Genomic DNA, 25,096 nt, shown 5'->3' on the forward strand with positions numbered 1-25,096 from the left:
TTTTTTAAGGCGTGCAGGAGCTGCTGTTTTTAATGAATAAAAGCTGGCCAGCCACTTCCCGGCAGCTGTCGATCGGCAGCGTTTGTTCAAAAGAAGTTTCAAATATTTGCTGAATGCTTTTCGCCAGCACGTCAGGATCGTCTTCATCATAGACTGCCTGCACGACATCAACAGCCTCCGTTTCGTAAAACTCTTCTCCATATTTAAACGGGTCCCATTTGGCAATGATCTTAATCATTTCCCTGACCGCTTGACTTTCTTCCATATTCATCACCGCTTATAATAAAATTTGCAGTTCTATCTTATCATAGTGAAGCTTAGAAGAATAAACATACATGAGGGGGTAACAGAATGAACTTTGATAAACGAGAAGAACGCCTTGGCACCCAATCTGTCAAATGGGACAAAACAGGCGAATTATTTGGCGTGACAGACGCACTCCCGATGTGGGTGGCGGATATGGATTTTCGCGCCCCGGAAGCGATAACTGAAGCGTTAAAAGAGCGTCTTGACCACGGTATTTTTGGTTATACAACTCCAGATCAAAAAACGAAGGATGCTGTGTGCGGATGGATGCAAAACAGGCACGGCTGGAAGGTGAATCCGGAAAGCATCACATTCAGCCCCGGCGTTGTAACGGCTTTGAGCATGGCGGTACAAGCTTTTACGGAGCCTGGCGATCAAGTAGTTGTTCAGCCTCCAGTTTATACGCCTTTTTACCATATGGTGGAGAAAAACGGCCGGCACATTTTACATAATCCGCTGCTAGAAAAAGACGGCGCATATGCAATGGATTTTGAAGATTTGGAGACGAAGCTTAGTGACCCAAGCGTTACATTGTTTATTTTATGCAATCCTCATAACCCTTCTGGGCGTTCATGGAGCCGGGAAGATTTATGGAAGCTAGGTGAATTGTGCCTTGAGCATGGCGTCACAGTTGTATCGGATGAAATCCATTCCGATTTAATGCTGTACGGACACAAACACACGCCGTTCGCTTCGCTCTCTGACGATTTCGCTGATATTTCCATGACATGTTCTGCTCCAAGCAAAACATTTAATATCGCCGGATTGCAGGCTTCAGCAATCATCATTCCAGATCGCCTGAAGCGCGCCAAGTTTTCCGCAAGCCTTCAGCGAAATGGTTTAGGCGGACTGAACGCATTTGCCGTCACTGCAATCGAAGCCGCGTATTCAAAAGGCGGACCGTGGCTCGATGAATTGATCTCTTACATTGAGAAAAACATGAACGAAGCGGAAGCCTTTTTGAGCACCGAGCTGCCAAAGGTCAAAATGATGAAGCCGGACGCATCATACTTGATTTGGCTCGACTTCAGCGCTTACGGCTTGTCCGATGCAGAGCTTCAGCAAAGAATGCTGAAAAAAGGAAAAGTTATTTTAGAGCCCGGGACGAAATACGGGCCTGGCGGAGAAGGATTTATGCGCCTGAACGCAGGATGCTCTCTTGCAACCCTGCAGGACGGCCTGCGCCGCATCAAAGCCGCATTATCGTAAATATAGCTGTTAAACGCCTTTACGTCTTCATTTGTAAAGGCGTTCTTAATAAAGGAATTTTATATTTTACTTCTAATATTTAGTGTTATAATAGATTCATATTTTATACGAAAGGATTTCACACGAATGGAAATTCTAAAAGACTATCTTCTGCACATCTGCTTTATTTTGTTTCCTATTCTTCTTTACCAAGTGTTTTGGCTTGGAAAACCTGCGATTCTTGTGCCAAAAATAAACAGCGGTTTGGTCACGCTCTTCGCCTGCGGCGCCTCCGTTTTATGCATTATTTTCCCGATTCATGAAATGGACTACATACAATACGGCCTTCAGATGATTCCCGTTATCATTTGTTTATTTTACATTAGTACCGCTTCCGGACTTACGGTCGCCGCATCTGTCCTATGTTTTGAACTGCTTTTTTACGAACCTTCCGCAATGTTTGTTTTCACTTTGCTGCCTTTTCTTATCATTATCCCAATCTTATTTCAGAAAAAATGGCCATTCATGTCCAAAGCGAAAAAACTGCTGCTGTCTTTATTGATCAGCTGCGTGGAGATTTTCCTATTTTTCGCCTCAAGCTGGATTCTTTCCGCCTTGAATATTTTAAATTTTCAAAAATCAGGAAATTTCATTTACGAGGCGGCAGTCTCAGGGCTTTTCCGCTCCAGTGTTCTTCTATTAAGCATCTATATTATCGAAAGCATCGCCGAAAATATCGCCCTGCGTTCACAGCTTATCCACTCTGAAAAAATGACGATTGTGAGTGAACTGGCAGCGAGCGTCGCTCATGAAGTCAGGAATCCGCTGACAGTTGTCCGCGGGTTTGTCCAGCTGCTTTTTAATGACGAAACCCTACAAAACAAGTCGAGTGCGGATTACAAAAAGCTTGTACTGTCAGAGCTTGACCGGGCGCAAGGCATTATTACAAACTATCTCGATATGGCCAAACAGCAATTATACGAAAAAGAAGTTTTTGACCTATCTGGCCTTATTAAAGAGACAAGCTCCCTTATGGTGTCGTACGCCAATTACAAGTCAGTAACCGTCGAGGCTGAAACAGAACCGGACCTTTTGATATACGGAGACGCAACAAAGCTGAAGCAGGCTGTCATCAACCTGATGAAAAACAGTATTGAAGCGGTTCCTCACGGGAAGGGAATGATCCACATATCAGCCAAAAGAAACGGCCATACGATCATGATTAACATCACAGACAATGGGGTCGGGATGACAGACCATCAAATGCAAAAACTCGGCGAACCTTATTATTCCTTAAAAACGAACGGAACGGGACTCGGCCTCACCGTAACCTTTTCCATTATTGAACATCATCACGGGACCATTTCATTTAACAGCAGCTTCCAAAAAGGCACTACGGTGACCATTAAGCTTCCCGCTGATCTTCCTCACTAGCAAATCGATTGGAACTTTAATAGAATAAATGCGAGGTGATGACAGATGAGCACGTTTGAGACAGGCTCTATCGTTAAAGGATTTTACAAAACAGGTGTATACATAGGAGAAATCACGGCTTGCAGGCCGCAGCACTATTTAGTGAAAGTGAAAGCGGTTCTTACCCATCCCGCTCAAGGAGACCTTCATCATCCAAAACAGGCGGATGTGCCATTTTTTCATGAGAGAAAAGCGCTCGCATATGGTGAACAGACCAACATCCCCCACCATATGGTGAAGCCTTATGACGGTGAAGTGCCGGATTATACCGAATCTCTGCGGGAGGCGACAGCACAGCTGAGAGCCAAATTGAATGAGGATGGTTCGGAGTGGGCAAAACGCTCCCTTCATAATCTGGACATCTTAGAAAAAGAATATTTTAACCGGCCATAACCCAGTCTGACAAAAGATTGGGTTTTTTACGTCGCGCGCTTCAACAGTTCGGTTAAATCGATTCTTTCGCCGATTGTGGGCGGTTTTGGCTTTTCGAGATACTGCTTATCCTGCTCAACAAGCTTAAAAAGTTTATGTGCTGTGAGGGCATCATCAAGCGCTTTATGATGGGTGCCGGTTCCGGAATCTCCATACTCTTCGGCAGCTTTCCATAAACCCGTCAATGTCCGGTCTCCAAAAAAGTTTTTGTATTCAAGCGATAAATCTCTCATTTCTCCCTTAAACGGGAAAGGGATATGGTTAAACATACAGTTTTGCTTCAGCACTTTCATATCCATGTTTCCCCACGTAATAATTGTGCTGTTTTTCTCAGGATCCAGCTCGTTTAGTTTACGGATGAGATCCTCGAATCTCATTCCTTCGTCTACCTGTTTTTGGGTTATTTTTAAAAATGATTTGCAGCGTTTCGTAAGCTTCGGGAACTTTTTCGGTCTAACATAGCTAGAAAACGTCTCAACCACTTCATCATCAATCGACTTTACAATTCCGGCTTCAATGATTTCCGGGAAGAAGTTTTGAGGACTGTACTTTCCATCGGGCATTGTAAATTCGAAATCAATAATGAGTAAGCTGTTTGTCGTCACCTTTTTACACCTGCCTTTCCTCCGATCAGAAAATGCTATCTTTATAGTATATCAATTCCCCTTCTCGACATTTCTTCATTTTCTAAAAATAATGAATTTTCCCAGCCGCTTCGTTTCTTTTAAATTGTGAATCGTTTCTTTATAATTAGTAAGGAACCCGAAATAATAAGAAGGTGATGTTATTTCTATCCGTAAGAAAAACTTTGTCATTGTGTGGCTGGCGAACTTTTTTGTCTCCGCTAGCACAACGATGATCGTTCCTTTTCTCTCCTTATACATTGAGACGCTCAGCTCTTTTTCAAACGGCTTTGTGCAAAGGTGGAGCGGCTATGTGTTCGGCATTACATTTCTCATGGCGTTTTTGGTATCCCCGTTTTGGGGACGGTTCGGAGACAAACGCGGATACAAGAAAATCCTTATGGCAACCGGAACGGGCATTGCCCTCAGCATTTTCTTCATGGGCTTTGTTACATCGGTGTACCAATTGTTTTTTCTGCGTATGGCAATGGGTCTTGTAACCGGATTCATCCCGACATCTCTTGCGATGATTTCGGCACAGACTCCGAAGAGCTCAGCCGGCAAAACACTTGGCACGCTGCAAATGGGGCAAGTGTCCGGAAGCTTGTTCGGCCCGCTTTTGGGAGGCATGCTTGCTGATCGTTTCGGCTTTACGTATACCTTTTTTATCACATCCTTTGTGATTTTCTCGTCTGTTCTTCTCGTGTTATTTGGTGTCAAAGAAAAGCCTCTTGCAGAGAAAACAGCCAAACGTACGTCATACTCGAGAAAAGAAGTGCTCTCCTATATTTTTCACCAGCCGGCGCTGTGGGTCATGATGCTGTTAACCATGCTGATTCAAACAGGCAATTTCAGTATTCAGCCCCTGCTCGCTTTATATGTAAATGAGCTACACGGACCTGTCAATCTTGCCTTTTTCTCCGGCATGGCATTTTCAGCAACGGGGCTCGGAAGTTTGCTACTGGCTAGAAAATGGGGTGATCTGGGCGACCGCTACGGCCATCGCCGCATTTTAATCGGACTTTTGCTCGCCGCCTCTTTCTTTTTTATTCCGCAGGCGCTCGCGTCCTCACTCAGCGTGCTCCTTGTTTTCAGATTTTTATTCGGAATGGCGATGGGCGGTTTGCTGCCATGCATTACGGCAGCGATCCGCGTTCAGGCTCCAGGCAGCATTCAAGGTGAAGTTCTCGGCTACAATGTCAGCTTTCGCTTTTTAGGAAACGTGCTCGGGCCTCTGCTCGGCGGAATCATATCGAGCCATTTTGCCATTTCGGCCACCTTTTACGTCACGGCGTTTCTCTTTTTCGCCGGCGCCTGCATGCTTTGGATCATGCAGAAACTTCGGAAAGATTCTTATGCCAAAGCAAGCTGATTCCGAGAAAAAACTGAGGAATCTTCTAAATTTAACCTTCTCGTAATCTCAAAAGAATGGTACGATATGGCTAGAATTTAGGAGAAAAGAGAGTGACCATGTTACGAAAAATAATCGGATGGATTTTGCTCCTTTGCATAATCCCATTGTTTGCATTTACAGTTATCGCTTCCGGAAAAGAAGTAAAACAAATGAAGTCCCTGGATCAGGTGCTTGATAAAAATATTAATCTGAAAGATATCAGCCTTGTTCAGAACAGCTACATGTATGACAGGGACGGCTCCCTTGTCTCGGAAATCGTCAGCGACCACGAAAACCGTGTGCTCGTTCCATTTAACAAGATTCCCGAGGAAGTCAAACAGATTTTCTTAACATCTGAGGACCGTCATTTTTACGAGCATAAAGGCTTTGACTTTATGGGAATGGTGCGGGCTACTGCTTCTAACGTAAAAGACAAGAAAATTGACCAGGGCGCCAGCACCATCACACAGCAGCTTTCAAGAAACTTGTATTTGAGCCACGAACGCTCCTTCAGCCGCAAGCTGACAGAGCTCGCGTATTCCTATCAGCTGGAGAAAAAATATACGAAAAATGAAATTCTTGAAGCTTACTTAAATACCATTTATTTTAACAATGGTGTTTATGGCGTCGGTTCAGCGGCTGAATTCTATTTCAGCAAACCGCTGAAATCTCTCACAGTGGGAGAAATGGCTTTTATCTGTGCTATACCTAATAACCCTACATTATATGATCCTCTCAAGCATTTTGACTACACGAAAAGCCGTCAAGAACGTTTGCTTAAAGGGCTAAAAGATGCCGGGGTCATTACGGACAAAGAGCTGAAAAAAGCCGTAAAACAAAAAATCAAACTGGATGTTGAAAAAAGAGAAGACAAATATCCTGACTACGTTTCCTACGTCAATGATGAATTCACTCAGCTGGTGTCTGAATCAGAAGGCTTTGATAAACGCCTTCAAAAAGCATCAGGAAAACAAAAAGAAAAGATCGAGAACGAGCTGTCCGCAAGAGTCAGCACGCTGATGAAAGACGGCGTGAAAATTTATACTGCACTTGATCCGTACATGCAAAATCAAGTTGTGGCACAAATGAATTCCAAGCTCCCGTATGCGGACGTACAGGGCGGAGCGGCTGTGATTAATCACCAGACGCATCAAATCATCGCTCTATCCGGCGGGAAAAACTATCAAAAATATGACTTTAACCGCGCCTACCAGGCGTACAGGCAGCCGGGGTCATCCATTAAGCCGCTTCTTGATTACGGCCCTTATATTGAACAGACCGGCGCGACAACAAGCAGCACCATTGATGCCAGCAAGTTTTGCAGCAAAGACTACTGTCCGCAAAACTACAATAACCGCACTTACGGCACAGTGACGCTTGATACGGCGTTTAAAAATTCATATAATACCCCGGCTATTAGAATGCTCGATCGCGTCGGCATCCAAAAGGCATTCAGTTATATTGAGCCGTATCATTTTGCCAAACTTGTCGACAGTGACTATCTTCTTCCGGCAGCGCTTGGCGGATTTACAAACGGCATGACGCCTCTTGAGATGACAAAGGCTTATACGACATTCGGAAACAGCGGAAGCTATACGCCGAGCCATGCGATTACAAAGGTGACAGACCTTAAAGGAAAAACGCTTTATAAATGGAATGATAAAGCGACTCAAATATTCAGCGTCCGCACGAACATGCAGCTGAAAAAACTGATGTCTTCCGTTGTGAAAAGCGGAACAGGGAAAAAAGCATATTTCCATGCGCCTTACATCGGCGGTAAAACCGGAACATCAAATGATTATCACGATATGTGGTTTGTCGGCCTGACTGATACGTATACAATGGGTGTCTGGGTCGGAAAGGATACACCGACCAGCGTTGAATATCTTCACAGCATCAGCCCTCAGCTTTCCATCTGGAAAGGAACGCTGCAAGCGGCTTATTAAAGGATCGGAGGGGATATGGGGTGACTTCAGAACAAATACCAAATCGCGTTTTGCTGTTTGATGGTGTCTGCAATTTATGCAATGGCGCCGTGCAGTTTATCATTAAACGTGATCCGGACGGATTGATTTCTTTCACATCGTTGCAGTCGGAAACAGGACAGAGCCTGCTGAAAAAAAGCGGGCTTCCGACTGATCGGTTTGACAGCTTTGTCTTTATTGAAGACGGCCAAGTGTACACAAAGTCAACTGCAGCCATTAAGGTTTTCAGGCATCTGCGAGGCCCATGGCGGCTCTTCGTCCTGTTTTTCGCAGTGCCGAAGCCTGTCAGAGATATGGTCTATTCTTTCATTGCCAACAACCGCTATAAGTGGTTTGGCAAAAAAAATGAATGTATGCTCCCCTCCCCTTCTATTAAAAAAAGATTTTTACCGTAAATAAAAAATGGCTAGGAAGCTAGCCATCACAGATTGTTGACAAAATCCTAAAACGGCTTCGTTTTAGGATTTTGTCATCTTTTCAGCGTGATTGAAAACTTTTGAAGTCGATGAAGAGCGAGCATTGGATGTGAAACGGCGGAAACCTGAGAATCTAGCCGCCGTTTCATTGCGTATAGAGCACGAAGCGCAAATCTGACCACCAAACGCTGAAATGGCTAGCTTACACAGGTAAGCTAGCCATTATGCTATTATAAAGCTTGATAAATATGAACAGAATACCGATAACAAAGGTAAACCAAAACAGCAGTTCCAATAGAATGAATCCAACTAATGACATGAGAGAAAGCGTCGAATAAATCCGGTATACGGTAAACACAAAGTAAGCGAGCGTGACGACCGCAAACCAGATCACAATCCAAATGACATTTTGCAAGAGCACAAATGATAAAATCCCGCCGCCCAAATAAATCATGGAACCCATTCTGAGTTTTTTCAGGTTGTTCCCTTCCGGATCATTAGCAAAAAACAGCAATGACAGCTCGGTCACGGTATTTGCAATTAATTTCAGAGCGGACAGAACCATAAAATATAAAAGTGCAAAGGCAGCAAATAACGCAAGCCTGATTCCTTTCTCTGAAAAATAATCGAGCATTCCATCATACATTCCAAATGAAGACAGCATCTTCAACGCATAAAGTGAAGTTGAGATGGATAAGGACGAACTAAAAAGCAGGATCGCAATCAGCGGAAAATATCCTGTCAAATAAGTATTTTTCATATAAAAAAGTCCCTTTCTATAATCTACCTCATTTATTATGGAGGACTTAAAACACATTGACAAGATAAATTATTCCATTTTTTCTCCTTTTTACGAATTACGGTCCCAAATCTTCACAAAGCAGCATTTTGAGAGTAAAGTAGTACGCAGGAATCATAAAACGTAAGGAAGTTTTATATGAAAAAAACATTAAAACTGCAAACCAGACTCACCATATTTGTTTGTATCGTTGTATTAATCGCATTGCTCATTACGTTTTTTACAGTCGGTGCCCAAACCACCAAACGAATTAGAGATCAGGAAAAGGCCACTGCGCTGCAGACTGCTGAAATGGTAGCTGAGGCGCCGATGACAGCCGCTGCTTTAGAAAGCGGAAAAAAACAAAAGGAACTGCAGAGCTACACAAAGCGGGTTCAGAAAATTACCGGCACGGAATTTGTTGTCGTCATGGATATGAACGGTATCCGCAAAACTCATCCTGACCCGAGCAAAATCGGAAAAAAATTCAGAGGCGGTGATGAGTCCGAGGTATTAAAAGGGCATGTCCATATCAGCACAGCCTCTGGCACGCTCGGGAAATCGCAGAGAGCGTTCGTCCCTGTCTACGCGGAGAATGGAAAACAAGTCGGTGCAGTCGCGGTCGGCATCACCGTAAATGAAATTGATGAAGTGATCAGCCATAGCTTACGGCCGCTTTACTTTATTATTTGCGTCAGCATCTTCGTCGGTGTGATCGGAGCCGTTATCGTCGCCCGTACAGTGAAAAATATCATGTACGGACTTGAACCTTATGAAATTGCGACTCTGCTTGAAGAACGGAGCGCGATGCTGGAATCGACGAAGGAAGGAATACTCGCTGTCGATGAACATGGCAAAATTAAACTTGCCAACGCGGAAGCAAAACGCCTATTCGTAAAAATGGGCATCAACACAAATCCCATTGATCAGGATGTAGATGACATCTTGCCGAAAAGCCGCTTGAAAAAGGTCATTGAGACAAAAAAACCTCTTCAAGACAGAGACGCCCGCATTAACGGGCTGGAGCTTGTGTTTAATGAAGTTCCTATCCAGCTGAAAGGACAAACTGTCGGAGCGATTGCAACATTCCGCGACAAGACCGAGGTAAAACATTTAGCTGAACAGCTTTCCGGTGTTAAAATGTATGCAAACGCACTGAGAGCGCAGTCTCATGAATTTATGAACAAACTGCATGTGATATTAGGTCTCGTCCAGCTGAAAGAGTATGATGATCTTGGAGATTATATTAAAGATATAGCCATACAGCAAAAATCAGAAACAAGTGAAATTATAAATGATGTCAAAAGCTCCGTACTGGCCGGTTTTCTGCTCGGAAAGCAAAGCTTTATACGTGAACAGGGCGCAAATCTTGATATTGAATGCAACGGTGTCATCCCGAACGCGGCAGACCCTTCTGTCATCCATGAGCTTATTACAATCATCGGAAATCTCATCAACAATGGCTTAGACGCTGTTGCCGATATGCCGAAAAAACAAATCACCATGTCCATGCGCTTCCATAACAGCATACTTGATATTGAAATTACCGATACTGGAGCAGGCATGTCTGAAGAAGACCAAGCCAAAGTATTTGAACAAGGCTATTCAACAAAGGGCAAAAATCGGGGATTCGGCCTTTATTTCACACAGCAAAGCATCGAAAATTTAAAAGGCCAAATGATCCTCACAAGCGAAAAGAATGAAGGAACGACATTCAGTATTCGCATCCCGTACGAACCGAAGGAGGAAAATCATGATTAATGTACTAATAGTTGAAGATGACCCCATGGTGGGTGAATTAAATAAACGATACTTAAGCCAAATAGATGGCTTTCAGCTGAAAGGCATCGCTTCTTCCTTTCAAAGCGCTCTGCATATTTTAGGCGAGCATCATATCGACCTCATTTTGCTTGATATTTATATGCCGGGAAAAAACGGGCTGGAACTGCTGACGGAATTGAGAGCCCAAAATGAAGCGGTTGACGTGATTGTCATCTCAGCGGCCAGCGAGCTTGACGTGATCAAGAAAACACTTCGGTACGGAGCTGTCGATTATTTAATCAAACCGTTTGAATTTGAACGTTTCCAAACGGCTTTGTCTGATTACAGACGAAAACAAAAGGTGTATTCAACCCATCGCAACATGAGCCAAAAAGAACTGGACGCCGAGCTTTTTCAAAAGAAAGAAGCAACAGAAAAAGTGCAGCTTCCTAAAGGCCTGACAAAAAGCACGCTGAAGCTGATCTGGTCCAGTATCCAGTCATTTGAAAATGAATCTTTTACGACAGAAGACTTGGCAAAGCACACAGAAATCTCTCAAGTATCCATACGAAAATACTTAAAGTTTCTTGAAGATATACAGGTTCTGAATGTAGAAATGGCGTACGGAACGATCGGAAGACCTGTGTTTCAGTACAACGTCAACAACAGTAACCTTAACGGAATAAAGCAATATCTATAAGAAAACGCACTGCTTGTTTTGAGCAGTGCGTTTTTCCTGTCATATCTCTTGCCAAGATGCTTGATTCTATTGTTGTTAAGCTATACAAGAATAACAAAGGGTCTTTCAACATTTTTAAGCAAACAATTCTAAAAATAGATACTTTTTAAAAAATTATGCGAAATTCTATTTATTTCTTATTAGTTAAATGATAAATTATGATTGGTAAGTTGATCCCGAAAAACTAAGTCATAAGTCTTACTTCAGAAAACGATGTCACGGTTTTCCGCCCGGAACGCCTTCCGCATCCTTCTCTTCCCCGCCTTTCGAAGGAAACACTCACACCACGCTTATTCAGGGAAGAATAGAACTGTCTCAGCGCATTCCATTTGTTATTATCAGAAAATTTTATCGATTATAAGAAATTGTTCAGGACAGCCCATCACATGACTGGCCGGATCAGCTTTGAACCAAATTTTTCTGGGGGGGTATATCTTGAATAAACGAAAAATCGGATTGGCGATGTCACTTGTGATCGCAGCAGGCACCATATTAGGAGCATGCGGAAACAGCGAAAAAAGCAGCGGCTCAGGCGAAGGCAAAAACAAATTCAGTGTGGCGATGGTTACTGACGTAGGCGGAGTGGATGACAAATCCTTCAACCAATCAGCCTGGGAAGGCATCCAAGCCTTTGGGAAAGAGAATGGGCTGAAAAAAGGCAAAAACGGTTACGACTATCTTCAATCCAAATCAGATGCAGACTATACAACGAACTTAAATAAATTGGCGCGTGAGAATTTTGACTTAATTTACGGCGTCGGCTACTTAATGGAGGATTCAATCAGCGAAATTGCTGACCAGCGCAAAAATACAAACTTTGCGATTATAGATGCTGTTGTCGATAAAGACAACGTCGCAAGTATTACGTTTAAAGAGCAGGAAGGCTCATTTCTCGTCGGAGTGGCCGCAGCCCTATCAAGCAAATCAGGAAAAATCGGCTTTGTAGGCGGCATGGAATCAGAGTTAATCAAAAAATTCGAGGTCGGCTTCCGTGCCGGCGTGCAAGCAGTTAACCCTAAAGCCGTTGTAGAAGTGAAATACGCAGGGGGGTTCGATAAAGCCGATGTCGGTAAAGCAACCGCCGAAAGCATGTATAAATCAGGCGTAGATGTTATTTATCACTCTGCGGGCGCCACTGGCACAGGCGTCTTTACTGAAGCGAAAAACCTGAAAAAAGAAGATCCAAAACGCGATGTCTGGGTCATCGGTGTCGATAAAGACCAATACGCAGAAGGCCAGGTAGAAGGAACAGATGATAACGTCACCCTCACTTCCATGGTGAAAAAAGTAGATACAGTCGTTGAAGATGTAACGAAAAAAGCGAGCGACGGAAAGTTCCCGGGCGGCGAAACACTTACCTACGGGCTTGATCAAGACGGAGTCGGCATTTCTCCATCTAAACAAAATCTATCGGATGATGTGATCAAAGCGGTCGATAAATGGAAGAAAAAAATCATCGACGGATTGGAAGTCCCGGCAACCGAGAAAGAGCTGAAAACCTTCAAAGCTGAATAAGAATCGCAGGGATAAGGAGGTCGAGCCCTTATCCCTTGTTTTTCTTTTATTTTGAAAAAAGGAGCGGTCAATCAATGGAATATGTCATTGAAATGCTCAATATCCGTAAAGAGTTTCCTGGTATCGTCGCCAATGATAATATCATTCTTCAAGTCAAAAAAGGCGAAATACACGCGTTGCTCGGTGAAAACGGGGCGGGGAAATCAACGTTGATGAATGTCCTTTTCGGACTGTATCAGCCGGAGCGGGGTGAAATTCGGGTGCGCGGCGAGAAGGTGCACATCAACAGCCCGAACAAAGCGAATGACCTTGGAATTGGAATGGTACACCAGCACTTTATGCTTGTTGACACCTTTACAGTTGCTGAAAATATTATTCTCGGGAAAGAGCCAAAGAAGTTTGGCAGAATTGACCGGAAGCGTGCTGGCCAAGAGGTGCAGGACATTTCCGATCGATACGGCCTGCAGATCCATCCTGAAGCAAAAGCAGCTGACATATCAGTCGGAATGCAGCAGCGCGCAGAAATATTAAAAACCCTCTACCGCGGTGCCGACATTCTGATTTTTGATGAACCGACGGCTGTTTTGACGCCTCATGAAATTAAGGAACTGATGCAAATTATGAAGAACCTGGTCAAAGAAGGGAAGTCCATCATCTTAATCACCCATAAGCTGAAAGAGATTATGGAGATTTGTGACCGCGTTACGGTTATCCGTAAAGGAAAAGGCATCAAAACCCTTGATGTCCGTGATACAAACCAAGACGAACTCGCCAGTCTAATGGTCGGCCGTGAGGTATCGTTCAAAACCGAAAAGAGAGCTGCTCAGCCGGGAGCGGAAGTGCTTGCGATTGACGGCATAACTGTAAAAGATACCCGCGGAATAGAGACAGTCAGAGATTTGTCTCTTTCTGTCAAAGCGGGAGAAATAGTCGGCATAGCCGGCGTCGACGGAAACGGGCAATCAGAGCTGATCGAAGCGGTGACAGGACTCCGCAAAACAGATTCAGGAACAATCACCTTAAACGGAAAACAGATCCAAAACCTGACGCCAAGAAAAATCACTGAATCCGGGATCGGGCATATTCCTCAGGATCGCCATAAACACGGTCTCGTCCTTGATTTTCCAATCGGAGAGAATATCCTGCTGCAAAGCTATTACAAAAAGCCGTATTCAGCATTGGGCGTTTTACATAAAGGCGAAATGTACAAAAAAGCATGCAGCCTGATCACTGAGTACGACGTCAGAACGCCGGATGAATATACACACGCGCGGGCATTGTCAGGCGGAAACCAGCAAAAAGCGATTATCGGGCGGGAAGTAGACCGAAATCCTGATTTATTAATCGCCGCCCAACCGACTCGCGGCCTTGATGTCGGAGCCATTGAATTTGTCCATAAAAAGCTCATTGAGCAGCGTGATGCCGGGAAGGCCGTTCTTCTCCTCTCGTTTGAGCTTGAAGAAATTATGAATCTCAGTGACAGAATCGCCGTTATTTTTGAAGGACGCATTATCGCCAGCGTTAACCCGCAGGACACCACTGAACAGGAGCTTGGTCTCTTGATGGCCGGAAGCACACAAAAGGAAGCGGGGAAAGCAAATGGTTAAACGACTCTCTCATTTACTCGTGCCGCTCACCGCAATCATCCTTGGTCTTGCGGCCGGCGCGTTGATTATGCTTGTGAGCGGCTACAGTGTGGCCAGCGGATATTCGGCTTTGTGGAATGGGATATTCGGAGAAATCTATTATGTCGGAGAAACAATCCGGCAAATTACGCCTTATATTTTATCCGGATTGGCTGTCGCCTTTGCATTCCGAACCGGACTCTTTAATATCGGCGTCGAGGGCCAGCTGCTCGTCGGCTGGACAGCAGCGGTTTGGGTCGGTACGGCGTTTGACGGACCGGCATATATTCACTTGCCGCTCGCATTGATTACAGCGGCAGCTGCAGGAGGATTATGGGGGTTAATTCCCGGCATTTTGAAAGCGCGATTTTACGTTCATGAAGTCATTGTCACCATTATGATGAATTATATCGCGCTGCACATGACCAATTACATCATTTCAAACGTTTTGACAGATCATCAGGACAAGACGGGGAAAATTCACGAATCCGCCTCCCTCCGCTCTCCTTTTCTTGAACAGATCACCGATTACTCACGGCTGCATTTGGGAATCATCGTTGCCCTTCTCGGAGCAGTTATCATGTGGTTTATCATCAACAAAACTACAAAGGGATTTGAGCTCCGGGCGGTCGGGTTTAACCAGCACGCTTCCCAGTATGCCGGCATGAGCGTGCGGAAGAATATCATGACCTCCATGCTTATCTCCGGCGCTTTTGCAGGCCTTGCCGGAGCCATGGAGGGCCTAGGAACATTTGAATACGCAGCAGTGAAAGGCGCATTTACCGGCGTAGGCTTTGACGGTATCGCTGTCGCTCTTCTCGGGGGAAACACAGCCGTCGGCATTGTACTGGCAGCATGCCTGCTTGGCGGGCTGAAAATCGGCGCATTAAATATGCCGATTGAATCAGGCGTTCCATCAGAGGTCGTTGATATTGTGATTGCCATTATTATTCTGTTTGTGGCTTCAAGCTATGCGATTCGTTTCGTCATGGGCAAATTGAAGAAAAAGGGGGCGAACTAAGTGGACATTGTGCAGATTTTATCTATCATTGTCCCTGCCACACTCGTCTATGCGGCCCCGCTTATTTTAACTGCTCTCGGCGGCGTGTTTTCCGAGAGATCAGGTGTGGTAAATATCGGTCTAGAAGGCCTCATGATTATCGGGGCGTTCACCAGCGTGTTATTTAATTTATTTTTCGGTCCGGAATTAGGTGCCGCCGCACCTTGGCTTTCGCTCCTTGCCGCCATGGCAGCAGGCGCCCTGTTTTCACTGATTCACGCGGCAGCGGCGATTTCGTTTCGCGCCGACCAGACAGTCAGCGGTGTCGCCATTAACATGCTGGCGCTTGGGGCAACTTTATTTATCGTCAAACTGATCTACGGCAAAGCGCAGACAGACAAAATTCCAGAGCCTTTTTATAAGACGAAAATCCCCGGTTTGGGCGATATTCCCGTCTTGGGAAAGATCTTCTTTTCGGATGTCTATTATACGTCTATTCTTGCAATAGCACTTGCCTTTATTTCCTGGTTTATCTTGTTCAAAACGCCGTTCGGCCTTCGTATCCGTTCTGTCGGAGAGCATCCGATGGCGGCCGATACGATGGGAATCAACGTATATAAAATGCGCTACATCGGCGTGATGATCAGCGGATTGTTCGGCGGTCTCGGCGGCGGCGTATATGCCTCCACAATTGCGCTTGATTTCACGCACTCTACCATCTCCGGGCAAGGCTTTATCGCCCTGGCAGCGCTTGTATTCGGAAAATGGCATCCGATCGGAGCACTGGGGGCCGCCCTGTTTTTCGGATTCGCCCAAAGCTTAAGCATCATTGGATCGCTGCTCCCTCTTTTTAAAGACATACCAAATGTGTATATGCTGATGGCTCCTTATGTCTTAACGATTCTCGCTTTAACCGGCTTTATCGGGCGGGCAGATGCGCCAAAAGCCAATGGCGTGCCTTATATTAAAGGAAAAAGATAAAACATTCTCCCCTGGGAAGACGATTCTCAGGGTTTTTTTCTAATCCAAAAGACCCCCTTATTTTAATTGTTTATTAGTTTTTTAACTTAAAAAAATATGAAGTGTTAACGCTTTCTTGTAGACTGTAACAAACAATACATGGGGGTGTATGACATGGGAGCAATTCCAAAAACGGGGACAATTTCACCTGAGCAAAAAGACTCACAGGGGAAAAACCTGTTTCAAAAAATCTGGTCTTGGGAAATCGGTGTGATTCCTCTGCCATTATACACAGTATTAGCTGTTATTATTATTCTTGCAGCCTATTACAATGAGCTGCCGGCAAATATGCTTGGCGGGTTTGCCATCATTATGATTCTTGGTGTGTTTCTCGGAGACATAGGCCAACGCATACCGATATTGAAGGATATTGGCGGCCCTGCTATTTTATCTTTGTTTGTTCCTTCATTTTTAGTCTTTTACAATGTACTGAATTCAACATCTTTAGACGCTGTAACCAACTTGATGAAAACGTCTAACTTCCTTTATTTCTATATCGCTTGCCTTGTTGTGGGAAGTATCCTCGGTATGAACAGAATTGTTTTAATACAGGGGTTTATCAGAATGTTCGTTCCACTGGTTGCAGGAACGATCGCGGCCGTTACAGCCGGCATCCTTGTCGGATTTATTTTTGGCTATAGTGCCTATGATTCCTTTTTCTTTGTTGTTGTCCCAATTATTGCCGGGGGAATAGGTGAAGGAATTTTGCCGCTTTCAATCGCCTATTCACAAATACTGGGCTCATCCGCTGATGTATTTGTGTCTCAGCTGGTTCCAGCCGCAATTATAGGAAACGTTTTTGCTATCATATGTGCAGCCTTAATGAAAAAGCTTGGCGATAAGCGTCCAGATCTAAATGGGAACGGACGTCTCGTAAAATCTAAAAAAGCAAATGAGATTTTCAATCAAAAAGAAGCCGAAGCAAAAATTGATTTTAAACTAATGGGAGCAGGAGTTCTGCTCGCGTGTACATTCTTTATTTTTGGCGGGTTATTGGAGAAATTCATCTTCATCCCGGGCGCGATCTTAATGATTATTTCAGCTGCGGCTGTCAAGTATGCGAATATTCTTCCGAAAAAAATGGAAGAAGGCGCTTACCAGCTTTATAAGTTTATTTCTTCAAGCTTTACATGGCCGCTGATGGTCGGTCTCGGCATCCTCTTTATTCCGTTGGATGACGTAGCGTCTGTGATTTCTATTCCGTTTGTCATCATTTGTATTTCAGTTGTTATCGCGATGATTGGTTCTGGATATTTTGTAGGCAAGCTGATGAACATGTATCCGGTTGAATCCGCAATCGTTACCTGCTGCCACAGCGGCCTCGGCGGAACGGGTGATGTTGCCATTTTATCGGCATCAGGAAGAATGGGCCTTATGCCGTTTGCCCAAATTTCAACCCGTCTCGGCGGTGCAGGCACAGTTATTTGCGCGACAGTGCTGCTTCGTTTTTTCACTTCATAAACAGAAAGAGTTCCGTTTTATGCGGAACTCTTTTTTTATTTATTCACAATCCGAATATACTCTCGGGGACCAAACGGCAGATCCTTTGATTCCGTCTCACTCATTCTGGCTGACAGGTGGTGCTCCAGTAAATACAGCTCCCACTCATCACTAGCCGCCACACCGCTGCGCCCGTCATATTGATTCAACATGAATGCCCCTGCAAATACTGAGCAGAATAAACCTGAGCACATCACGACTTTTCTTTTCACATGACCAGCTCCTTTCCTTCAGCTTGATCAGGATTGATTTTAAATATACAAATAACCTCTTTTTTGTTAGACTTATTTTTGAGGTCAAAAGAACTCATAAAAACCCATTACAGCAGTTCGAAGCGTGGCAGCTTGCAGAAAAGTGCGATATAATTTGGACTAGGTCGTTTGACCGTATATTTCATACATAGCGCATTTTTCAATTGAGAACGAGAAAAGGAGGTCTTATCTTTGCAGCTCTTACATCTTGCTATTTTATCGCCTTTTTTATTTGCTTTTATCATTCCCTTCTTGGCAAAATACGCAAAAAGAGTGCATACGGGCTGGTTTGTGTTGATCCTGCCCGTCTTGCTGTTTATATACTTTCTCCCAATGATCAGGATGACACAATCTGGAGAAACACTTCGATCGGTATTAGAGTGGATTCCGTCACTCGGCATTAACTTTACCGTTTATATAGACGGCCTCGGGTTATTATTCGCCTTACTGATCACAGGCATTGGCTCTTTAGTCACTCTTTACAGCATTTTTTATTTATCGAAAGAAAAAGAACAGCTTGGGCCCTTTTATGTCTACTTATTGATGTTCATGGGCGCCATGCTCGGCGTCGTTCTAGTAGACAATGTCATGGTTCTCTACATGTTCTGGGAGCTTACAAGCCTTTCATCCTTTTTGCTGATCGGCTATTGGTATAAGCGGGAAAAGTCGCGCTATGGCGCAGCCAAATCACTTTTGATTACGGTCAGCGGCGGGCTGTGCATGCTCGGCGGATTTATTCTCCTTTATTTGATAACGGATTCCTTCAGTATTAGAGAGATGGTTCATCAGGTTCAATTAATTGCCGGCCACGAATTGTTTATCCCGGCTATGATTCTCATTTTATTAGGGGCTTTTACGAAATCAGCGCAATTTCCTTTTTACATCTGGCTCCCTGACGCGATGGAAGCTCCGACGCCTGTCAGCGCTTATCTCCATTCAGCCACTATGGTAAAAGCCGGCATTTATGTGATTGCGAGATTCAGTCCTATTTTCGCCTTTTCAGCTCAGTGGTTTTGGATCGTGTCCCTCGTTGGCCTCTTTACGATGGTTTGGGGTTCATTCCATGCCGTGAAACAAACTGATTTAAAATCGATTTTGGCGTTTTCAACCGTCAGCCAGCTCGGCATGATCATCTCCATGCTCGGAGTCAGTGCTGCGGCCCTTCATTACGGCCATACAGAATATTATACAGTTGCCGCTATGGCTGCCATTTTCCATTTAATCAACCACGCTACTTTTAAAGGAAGCTTGTTTATGGCAGTCGGGATTATCGATCACGAAACAGGCACACGGAATATCCGGAAGCTAGGCGGCCTGATGGCGATTATGCCGATTACATTTACCATTTCCTTAATCGGGACATTTTCAATGGCCGGCCTACCGCCGTTTAACGGATTTTTGAGTAAAGAAATGTTTTTCACAAGCATGCTTCGCGTGACACATTTCGACCTGTTCAACGTGCAGACATGGGGCGTTCTGTTCCCTGTTCTCGCCTGGATCGGAAGTGTATTTACGTTTATCTACAGCATGAAATTGCTGTTTAAAACATTCAGAGGAAGTTACCAGCCTGAACAGCTTGAAAAACAGGCTCACGAAGCGCCTGTCGGCATGCTCGTACCACCGGTCATTCTTGTCGCTTTGGCTGTCAGTCTCTTCTTTTTCCCGAATATATTGTCGTACAGCCTGATAGAGCCTGCGATGAACTCAATCTATCCGACACTGCTGGACGGCCATGAGAAATTCCACGTTCACATTTCACAGTGGCATGGGGTTACAACGGAATTGCTCATGACTGCGGGTATTGTTGTGATCGGAACAATTGGTTATTTGTCGCTGAATAAGTGGAAGGGAATCTATAAACTGTTTCCTTCGAAACTCACACTCAACCGGTTATACGATAAGCTTTTGACTCTGATGGAGAAAGGCTCTTACCGGGTCACAAAACAATATATGACCGGGTTTTTAAGAGATTATTTGCTGTATATCTTCGCTGGTTTCATCATTCTGATAGGCGGAGCTTTTGCCATTAAAGGCGGATTTTCATTTAAAACGGAAGGCATGGCTAAAATCGGCGTATACGAAATCATTTTGACGCTTGTCATGATCAGCGCCACAGTGGCGACTGTTTTTGCTAGGTCAAGACTGACGGCGATTATTGCACTCGGTGTTGTCGGTTATACACTTGCATTGTTTTTTGTCATTTTCAGAGCGCCGGACTTGGCATTGACTCAGCTCGTCATTGAAACGATTTCTGTGGCACTGTTTCTGCTTTGCTTCTACCACTTGCCGAAACTGAGGCTGAAAACAAAAACGAGAACGTTCCGGATGACGAATTTTATCATTTCTTTAGGCGTCGGTATTATCGTTACTCTGCTCGGTATCGCATCCTCAAGCCAGCGGACAAAAGACAGCATTGCGTCCTTCTTTGTCAAACACAGCCACGATCTCGGCGGAGGAGATAATGTCGTCAATGTCATTCTTGTTGATTTCAGGGGATTTGATACAATGTTTGAAATTACGGTATTAACGATAGCCGCTCTCGGCATTTACAGCATGATTAAAACAAAAGTAAAAGAGGAGGGGAAAAGCGGTGAATGAACAAAAAACAAATGACTTGATTCTTCAAACCGCGACAAAGCTTGTATCCTTTATCATTTTGCTTTTCTCTTTCTATTTATTTTTATCAGGGCATAACGCGCCCGGAGGAGGCTTTGTCGGCGGACTGATCACGTCCTCTTCCATCGTTCTCTTGCTTCTGGCATATGATTTAAAAACCGTGCGTTCCCTTTTGCCGGTCAATTTCATTTATGTCGCGGGAGCCGGCCTTCTGCTCGCTGTATTAACAGGCGTTGGCTCCTTTGTCTTCGGAGCTCCTTTTTTAACCCACACATTCGGATACTTTCAGCTGCCGATCCTTGGGAAAACGGAGCTCGCCACAGCGACGATATTTGATTTAGGCGTTTATCTTGTTGTCGTAGGCATAACGATGACCATTATTCAAACGATTGGAGAGGAAGAATAATGGAAATCTTAATGGCTGTATTAGCCGGTATTATTTTTATGGCTGCTACGTATTTGCTGCTGTCTAAAAGCCTGCTTCGCGTCATTATCGGAACAGCACTGTTAAGCCATGGCGTTCATTTAATGCTTTTGACTATGGGAGGATTAAAGAAAGGCGCCGCTCCGATTTTGAGCGAGCATGCCAAATCATTTGTCGATCCGCTTCCGCAAGCCCTGATTTTGACCGCAATTGTCATTTCTTTTGGCGTTACATCATTCATCCTCGTCATGGCCTTTCGCGCTTATCAGGAATTGAAATCGGATGATATGGATCAAATGAGGGGAAATGATCAACATGAATAATTTTGTTATTTTGCCAATCCTGATTCCGCTTTTGTCGGCTATTCTTCTGATTTTCATGACGAAGAATCTTATGCTCATGAGAATCTTCAGCACGGCGGCATCGGCCATCGGGATTGTGATTAGCGGCATACTTGTACAGACTGTCTTCACAAAAGGTATCCAGACACTCAGCTTAGGCGGATGGAAAGCGCCGTACGGCATTGTGCTTGCCGCAGACCAATTCGCCAGCCTTCTCGTTCTCACAACAGCGATCATCGGTTTATTGGTTGGGCTTTATTCTTTCCGTTCTATCGGTGAAAAACGGGAGCGCTCCTTTTACTACTCCGGCGTTCAGTTCTTGCTTGCCGGCGTCAGCGGAGCGTTTTTAACAGGCGATTTATTTAATATGTACGTATTTTTTGAGCTTCTGCTTATTGCTTCCTATATGCTGATTGTATTAGGCGGCACAAAAATTCAGCTGCGGGAATCCCTTAAATATATTGTGTTTAATATCGTATCGTCTGCCCTGTTTGTCATAGGGGTCGGCTTTTTATACGCTGTAACCGGCACGTTAAATATGGCGGATCTTAGCGTGAAAATCAGCGAATCAGGACAAACCGGGCTGATCACTGTGATTGGTGTCCTGCTGCTTTTGGTATTTGGCATGAAGGGCGGAATCTTCCCCCTCTACTTTTGGCTTCCAGGCTCTTATTACGCGCCACCGGCAGCAATCTCCGCGTTGTTCGGCGCTTTGCTGACAAAAGTCGGGTTATATGCGATTGCGAGGGTTTTCACATTGATTTTTATTCACGATACAGCCTTTACCCATCAGCTGATGATTTGGCTGGCGGCGCTGACTGTGATTTTTGGTGTGATCGGTTCACTCGCTTATTCGAATGTCATGAAAATTGTGATCTATAACATTATTACCGCTGTCGGCGTGATTTTGTTCGGTGTGGCAGTACACACACCCGCATCCATTCAGGGCGCGATCTACTATCTGATTCACGATATGCTGATTAAAGGCGCTTTGTTTATGCTGGCGGGTACGCTGATCGCATTGACTGGAACTGCAAGCCTGCATAAAATGGGCGGGCTGATCAAACGCTATCCTGTTCTTGGATGGATGTTTTTCATTTCTGCTATTTCTCTTGCAGGCATTCCGCCACTGAGCGGATTTGTCGGCAAATTTAAAATTGCAGAGGGCGGCTTCGCAGAAGGTGAATTTACGATATCCATGCTGATTCTGCTTTCGAGTCTGCTCGTACTGTACTCTGTGCTGAGGATCTTTATACATGCGTTTTGGGGCGAAGAAAAAGAAACGCCAAAACCAAATCATCGAACAGCTAAAGGACTTCTTTATCCGGCAGCTATTTTTCTCTTGCTGTCTCTTCTCTTCGGGTTGGGTACAGAATGGGTGTCGCCTTACGTTGATCAAGCGGCCGAGACGCTGCTGAATCCGGAAAAATATATCGAAGCTGTTCTGAAGGAGTAGATCGCATGGCATTTCAAATTTTATTAAATGTGTTTCTCGCTTTTTGCTGGATGTTCTTAAGCAACAGTCCAAGCGCCGCAGGATTCATTACAGGCTATATTCTGGGAATGCTCTCTCTCTTTTTCTTCCGGCGCTTTTTCACTCGCCAGTTTTATCTATGGAAATTGATTTCTATTATCAAGCTCTGTTTCATTTTTATAAAGGAACTGTACCTTGCCAATGTCAGTGTGATGAAATCAGTCTTATCTCCAAAACTGAATATCAGACCAGGTATTTTTGCTTTTAAAACTGAACTGACGAAGGACTGGGAAATCACCCTGCTTTCTCTGCTCATTACATTAACGCCGGGAACCTTGGTGATGGATATTTCAGATGACAGAACAATACTTTATATTCATGCAATGGATATCGAGGATGCGGAAAAAGCAATTTTTGACATTCGGGAGTCATTTGAAAAAGCCATACAGGAGGTGAGCCGCTGATGTTTACGCTGATCCTGCAAATCGCGCTCGGCATTATGGCAGTGTCTACCTTTTTGTATGTCATTCGTGTCATTAAAGGGCCGACTGTGCCTGACCGGGTCGTGGCTCTGGATGCAATCGGCATCAATCTGATCGCAATCACGGCGCTTGTCTCCATTTTGCTGAAAACAAGTGCGTTTTTGGATATTATTTTGCTGCTGGGGATTTTATCGTTTATCGGAACGATCGCATTTTCCAAGTTCCTGGAGAAAGGAGAGATTATCGAAAATGATCGAAACCGCTAAAGTCGTTGTGGCTGTATTCATATTGCTGGGCGCTCTTGTATGCCTCATTGCTTCATTTGGCGTACTTCGCCTTCCCGATGTGTTTACACGCGCTCATGCTGCTTCTAAAGGCTCAACATTAGGTGTCAATATGATTCTGCTCGGTGTCTTCTTCTATTTGTGGTTTGTGACGGGGGAGCTCTCCGCTAAAATCCTGCTTGGGATTCTCTTTATCTTTATTACGTCGCCTATCGGCGGGCACTTGATCTGCCGTGCTGCGTATAACTCCGGCGTCAAGCTTGATGAGAGAAGCGTACAGGATGACTATAACGGAATCAGAAACTTTGTGATTAAACGAAAAGAGGATTCTTATTTATAAAAATAAGCAGCCGGACAGGCAGAGTTCCGGCTGTTTTTTTATTTCTTGATGACAGCCAGTGTGCATCTGGATATACAGATCAGCCTCTCTTGCTCGTCATATATGTGAATGTGATAGACAATCGTCGTTCTGCCGATATGAACGGGCTCGGCTACCGCCTTTACCGTTCCTTCCTTTACAGATTTTAAATGGTTGGCGTTAATCTCCAAACCGACACAAGCTTGTGTTGAATGATCAATCAGGTTCTGTGCACCTGCGCTCGCCGCGGTTTCTGCTAGGGCCACTGAAGCGCCCCCATGCAAATATCCGAACGGCTGCACCGTCCGATGATCCACCGGCATAACCGCAATGCATCGTTCCGCTGTGTTTTCAACAATCTCAATACCAAGCGCTTCAAGCAATGTGTGTTTCGTATCCATCATTACACCCCCCTAATTTAAAGTACACCGTCTGATTTCGCAATCAAAACCGCTTCCGTCCGGGAACCGACATTCAGCTTATTGAAAATCGATGTCAAGCTGTATTCAATGGACCGCTTGCTTAAATGAAGGGCATCTGCGATTTCTTGGTTTGTAAATCCCTTTTCAACTTCTTGAAGAATCAGGCATTCTCTAGGTGTGAGCACATCTTGTTCTTTTTGAGAGGAAGGAGCCGGCTTTGTTTTTTGCTGAGTCATCAGCTGTTTAAAGTAAGCAAAATCGACTAAAATTTCTCCGTTGAGTACGTGGTATATGTATTGGGTGATCTTTTCTTTAGATTCCGTTTTGCTGATGGCACCGTGCAGACCCGCACGAATCGCTTCCTCGAAATAATCCTCGACCTCATAACCGGTATACACGATAATTTTACAATGAGGATTCTCTTGTAAAATCTGTTTAGAAAGCTCCATCCCATTGACCTCGCCGCCTAAATTCAGATCCATTAAAATGAGATCATATGACGAGAAATCATGCTGCTTGATAAACTGTTCGCTCGGTTCAGGACTGAGACAATCAACAGACAAATTCGAATCCGTTTCCAAAATTGTCTTGGTGCCTTCCATGACAGCCGGATGGTCATCAATCACTAGTATCTTTTTCATGTTTTCCTCCCTTTTACTCACTCTTTTCCATTTTATAAAAAAGACTTGG

General features: G+C 44.5%; 27 protein-coding genes. 20 read left to right on the top strand and 7 right to left on the bottom strand.

Annotation, left to right across the window (positions count from 1 at the left end; translation table 11 throughout):
* Positions 1-4: 4 nt before the first annotated feature.
* Entirely contained in the window at positions 5-265 is a 261-nt protein-coding gene (locus tag AC0OMU_RS16790) for a YugE family protein (RefSeq protein WP_014480684.1), read from the bottom strand.
* A gap of 86 nt (positions 266-351) precedes the next feature.
* On the opposite strand from AC0OMU_RS16790, the gene patB reads away from it, so the two are divergent.
* From patB to kapB, 3 genes are all read left to right on the top strand, one after another.
* Positions 352-1,515: a cystathionine beta-lyase PatB gene (gene patB / locus AC0OMU_RS16795; protein ID WP_474241349.1), complete on the top strand. Its 1,164-nt coding sequence runs from the start codon at positions 352-354 to the stop codon at positions 1,513-1,515.
* A 126-nt stretch (positions 1,516-1,641) separates the two neighbouring features.
* Positions 1,642-2,928: a sporulation sensor histidine kinase KinB gene (gene kinB, locus AC0OMU_RS16800; RefSeq protein ID WP_015384501.1), complete on the top strand. Its 1,287-nt coding sequence runs from the start codon at positions 1,642-1,644 to the stop codon at positions 2,926-2,928.
* 45 nt (positions 2,929-2,973) lie between these two features.
* Positions 2,974-3,360, top strand: a complete 387-nt coding sequence (kapB, locus tag AC0OMU_RS16805; RefSeq protein ID WP_015384502.1) for a kinase-associated lipoprotein KapB — start codon at positions 2,974-2,976, stop codon at positions 3,358-3,360.
* Between the two features lie 26 nt (positions 3,361-3,386).
* Here the strand turns inward: kapB and kapD are convergent, their stop codons facing one another.
* Positions 3,387-4,004, bottom strand: coding sequence for a 3'-5' exonuclease KapD (gene kapD, locus AC0OMU_RS16810; RefSeq protein WP_100505756.1), 618 nt, complete (start codon positions 4,002-4,004; stop codon positions 3,387-3,389).
* 75 nt (positions 4,005-4,079) lie between these two features.
* The gene (locus AC0OMU_RS16815; protein ID WP_003243502.1) at positions 4,080-4,283 is read right to left on the bottom strand and encodes a hypothetical protein; all 204 of its coding nucleotides are present in this window, start codon (positions 4,281-4,283) and stop codon (positions 4,080-4,082) included.
* Between AC0OMU_RS16815 and AC0OMU_RS16820 the strand changes: the two genes are divergently transcribed.
* The 3 genes from AC0OMU_RS16820 (at position 4,186) to AC0OMU_RS16830 (ending at position 7,795) form a co-directional block, all read left to right on the top strand.
* The gene (locus AC0OMU_RS16820; protein ID WP_396121714.1) at positions 4,186-5,394 is read left to right on the top strand and encodes a multidrug efflux MFS transporter; all 1,209 of its coding nucleotides are present in this window, start codon (positions 4,186-4,188) and stop codon (positions 5,392-5,394) included. The genes AC0OMU_RS16815 and AC0OMU_RS16820 overlap by 98 nt on opposite strands.
* Positions 5,395-5,486: 92 nt before the next feature.
* Positions 5,487-7,361, top strand: coding sequence for a transglycosylase domain-containing protein (locus AC0OMU_RS16825; RefSeq protein ID WP_174616584.1), 1,875 nt, complete (start codon positions 5,487-5,489; stop codon positions 7,359-7,361).
* A gap of 20 nt (positions 7,362-7,381) precedes the next feature.
* Entirely contained in the window at positions 7,382-7,795 is a 414-nt protein-coding gene (locus AC0OMU_RS16830; RefSeq protein ID WP_015384506.1) for a thiol-disulfide oxidoreductase DCC family protein, read from the top strand.
* A 223-nt stretch (positions 7,796-8,018) separates the two neighbouring features.
* Here the strand turns inward: AC0OMU_RS16830 and AC0OMU_RS16835 are convergent, their stop codons facing one another.
* Positions 8,019-8,576, bottom strand: coding sequence for a YufK family protein (locus tag AC0OMU_RS16835; RefSeq protein WP_003228837.1), 558 nt, complete (start codon positions 8,574-8,576; stop codon positions 8,019-8,021).
* Between the two features lie 177 nt (positions 8,577-8,753).
* Here AC0OMU_RS16835 and maeL point away from each other — a divergent pair, with 177 nt between their 5' ends.
* From maeL to maeN, 7 genes are all read left to right on the top strand, one after another.
* Positions 8,754-10,355, top strand: coding sequence for a two-component system sensor histidine kinase MaeL (gene maeL / locus AC0OMU_RS16840; RefSeq protein WP_322839905.1), 1,602 nt, complete (start codon positions 8,754-8,756; stop codon positions 10,353-10,355).
* Entirely contained in the window at positions 10,348-11,055 is a 708-nt protein-coding gene (maeM, locus tag AC0OMU_RS16845) for a two-component system response regulator MaeM (RefSeq protein ID WP_014477821.1), read from the top strand. Before maeL ends, maeM begins: the two co-directional genes overlap by 8 nt.
* Before the next feature lie 474 nt (positions 11,056-11,529).
* Positions 11,530-12,609, top strand: coding sequence for a guanosine ABC transporter substrate-binding protein NupN (gene nupN, locus AC0OMU_RS16850; protein WP_015384509.1), 1,080 nt, complete (start codon positions 11,530-11,532; stop codon positions 12,607-12,609).
* Between the two features lie 74 nt (positions 12,610-12,683).
* A complete protein-coding gene (gene nupO, locus AC0OMU_RS16855; RefSeq protein WP_047183578.1) occupies positions 12,684-14,216 on the top strand; it encodes a guanosine ABC transporter ATP-binding protein NupO in 1,533 nt (510 codons plus the stop codon).
* Positions 14,209-15,255 carry a guanosine ABC transporter permease NupP gene (nupP, locus tag AC0OMU_RS16860; RefSeq protein ID WP_474241350.1) on the top strand — a complete coding sequence of 349 codons (1,047 nt, stop codon included), beginning with the start codon at positions 14,209-14,211 and terminating at the stop codon, positions 15,253-15,255. The genes nupO and nupP overlap by 8 nt, the downstream gene beginning before the upstream one ends.
* The gene (gene nupQ, locus AC0OMU_RS16865; RefSeq protein WP_014480697.1) at positions 15,256-16,215 is read left to right on the top strand and encodes a guanosine ABC transporter permease NupQ; all 960 of its coding nucleotides are present in this window, start codon (positions 15,256-15,258) and stop codon (positions 16,213-16,215) included. It abuts the gene before it with no gap.
* 153 nt (positions 16,216-16,368) lie between these two features.
* Positions 16,369-17,715 (top strand): sodium/malate symporter MaeN, encoded by a 1,347-nt coding sequence (gene maeN / locus AC0OMU_RS16870; RefSeq protein WP_015483629.1) that lies wholly within the window; start codon positions 16,369-16,371, stop codon positions 17,713-17,715.
* Positions 17,716-17,750: 35 nt separating this feature from the next.
* Here the strand turns inward: maeN and AC0OMU_RS16875 are convergent, their stop codons facing one another.
* On the bottom strand, positions 17,751-17,966 hold the full coding sequence (locus AC0OMU_RS16875) for a hypothetical protein (protein ID WP_015483630.1): 216 nt from the start codon (positions 17,964-17,966) through the stop codon (positions 17,751-17,753).
* A gap of 231 nt (positions 17,967-18,197) precedes the next feature.
* Here AC0OMU_RS16875 and AC0OMU_RS16880 point away from each other — a divergent pair, with 231 nt between their 5' ends.
* The 7 genes from AC0OMU_RS16880 to mnhG are packed head-to-tail and all read left to right on the top strand — an operon-like array spanning position 18,198 to position 23,966.
* Positions 18,198-20,603, top strand: coding sequence for a Na+/H+ antiporter subunit A (locus AC0OMU_RS16880; protein WP_047183106.1), 2,406 nt, complete (start codon positions 18,198-18,200; stop codon positions 20,601-20,603).
* Positions 20,596-21,027 carry a Na(+)/H(+) antiporter subunit B gene (locus tag AC0OMU_RS16885; RefSeq protein ID WP_003228819.1) on the top strand — a complete coding sequence of 144 codons (432 nt, stop codon included), beginning with the start codon at positions 20,596-20,598 and terminating at the stop codon, positions 21,025-21,027. Before AC0OMU_RS16880 ends, AC0OMU_RS16885 begins: the two co-directional genes overlap by 8 nt.
* Positions 21,027-21,368 (top strand): Na(+)/H(+) antiporter subunit C, encoded by a 342-nt coding sequence (locus AC0OMU_RS16890; protein ID WP_003220730.1) that lies wholly within the window; start codon positions 21,027-21,029, stop codon positions 21,366-21,368. The genes AC0OMU_RS16885 and AC0OMU_RS16890 overlap by 1 nt, the downstream gene beginning before the upstream one ends.
* The gene (locus tag AC0OMU_RS16895; protein WP_063334591.1) at positions 21,361-22,842 is read left to right on the top strand and encodes a Na+/H+ antiporter subunit D; all 1,482 of its coding nucleotides are present in this window, start codon (positions 21,361-21,363) and stop codon (positions 22,840-22,842) included. Before AC0OMU_RS16890 ends, AC0OMU_RS16895 begins: the two co-directional genes overlap by 8 nt.
* A gap of 5 nt (positions 22,843-22,847) precedes the next feature.
* A complete protein-coding gene (locus AC0OMU_RS16900; protein ID WP_003228815.1) occupies positions 22,848-23,324 on the top strand; it encodes a Na+/H+ antiporter subunit E in 477 nt (158 codons plus the stop codon).
* Complete coding sequence (locus AC0OMU_RS16905) at positions 23,324-23,608, top strand: Na(+)/H(+) antiporter subunit F1 (protein ID WP_003228814.1); 285 nt, start codon at positions 23,324-23,326, stop codon at positions 23,606-23,608. The genes AC0OMU_RS16900 and AC0OMU_RS16905 overlap by 1 nt, the downstream gene beginning before the upstream one ends.
* A complete protein-coding gene (mnhG, locus tag AC0OMU_RS16910; protein WP_014477830.1) occupies positions 23,592-23,966 on the top strand; it encodes a monovalent cation/H(+) antiporter subunit G in 375 nt (124 codons plus the stop codon). Before AC0OMU_RS16905 ends, mnhG begins: the two co-directional genes overlap by 17 nt.
* Positions 23,967-24,004: 38 nt before the next feature.
* On the opposite strand, the gene AC0OMU_RS16915 is transcribed toward mnhG, so the two are convergent.
* Both AC0OMU_RS16915 and comA read right to left on the bottom strand, forming a co-directional pair.
* Positions 24,005-24,385 (bottom strand): hotdog fold thioesterase, encoded by a 381-nt coding sequence (locus AC0OMU_RS16915; RefSeq protein WP_015483631.1) that lies wholly within the window; start codon positions 24,383-24,385, stop codon positions 24,005-24,007.
* A 17-nt stretch (positions 24,386-24,402) separates the two neighbouring features.
* Positions 24,403-25,047 (bottom strand): two-component system response regulator ComA, encoded by a 645-nt coding sequence (gene comA / locus AC0OMU_RS16920; protein WP_003220716.1) that lies wholly within the window; start codon positions 25,045-25,047, stop codon positions 24,403-24,405.
* Between the last annotated feature and the right edge of the window lie 49 nt (positions 25,048-25,096).

The sequence above is a fragment of the Bacillus sp. FAU18 genome (assembly GCF_056033885.1).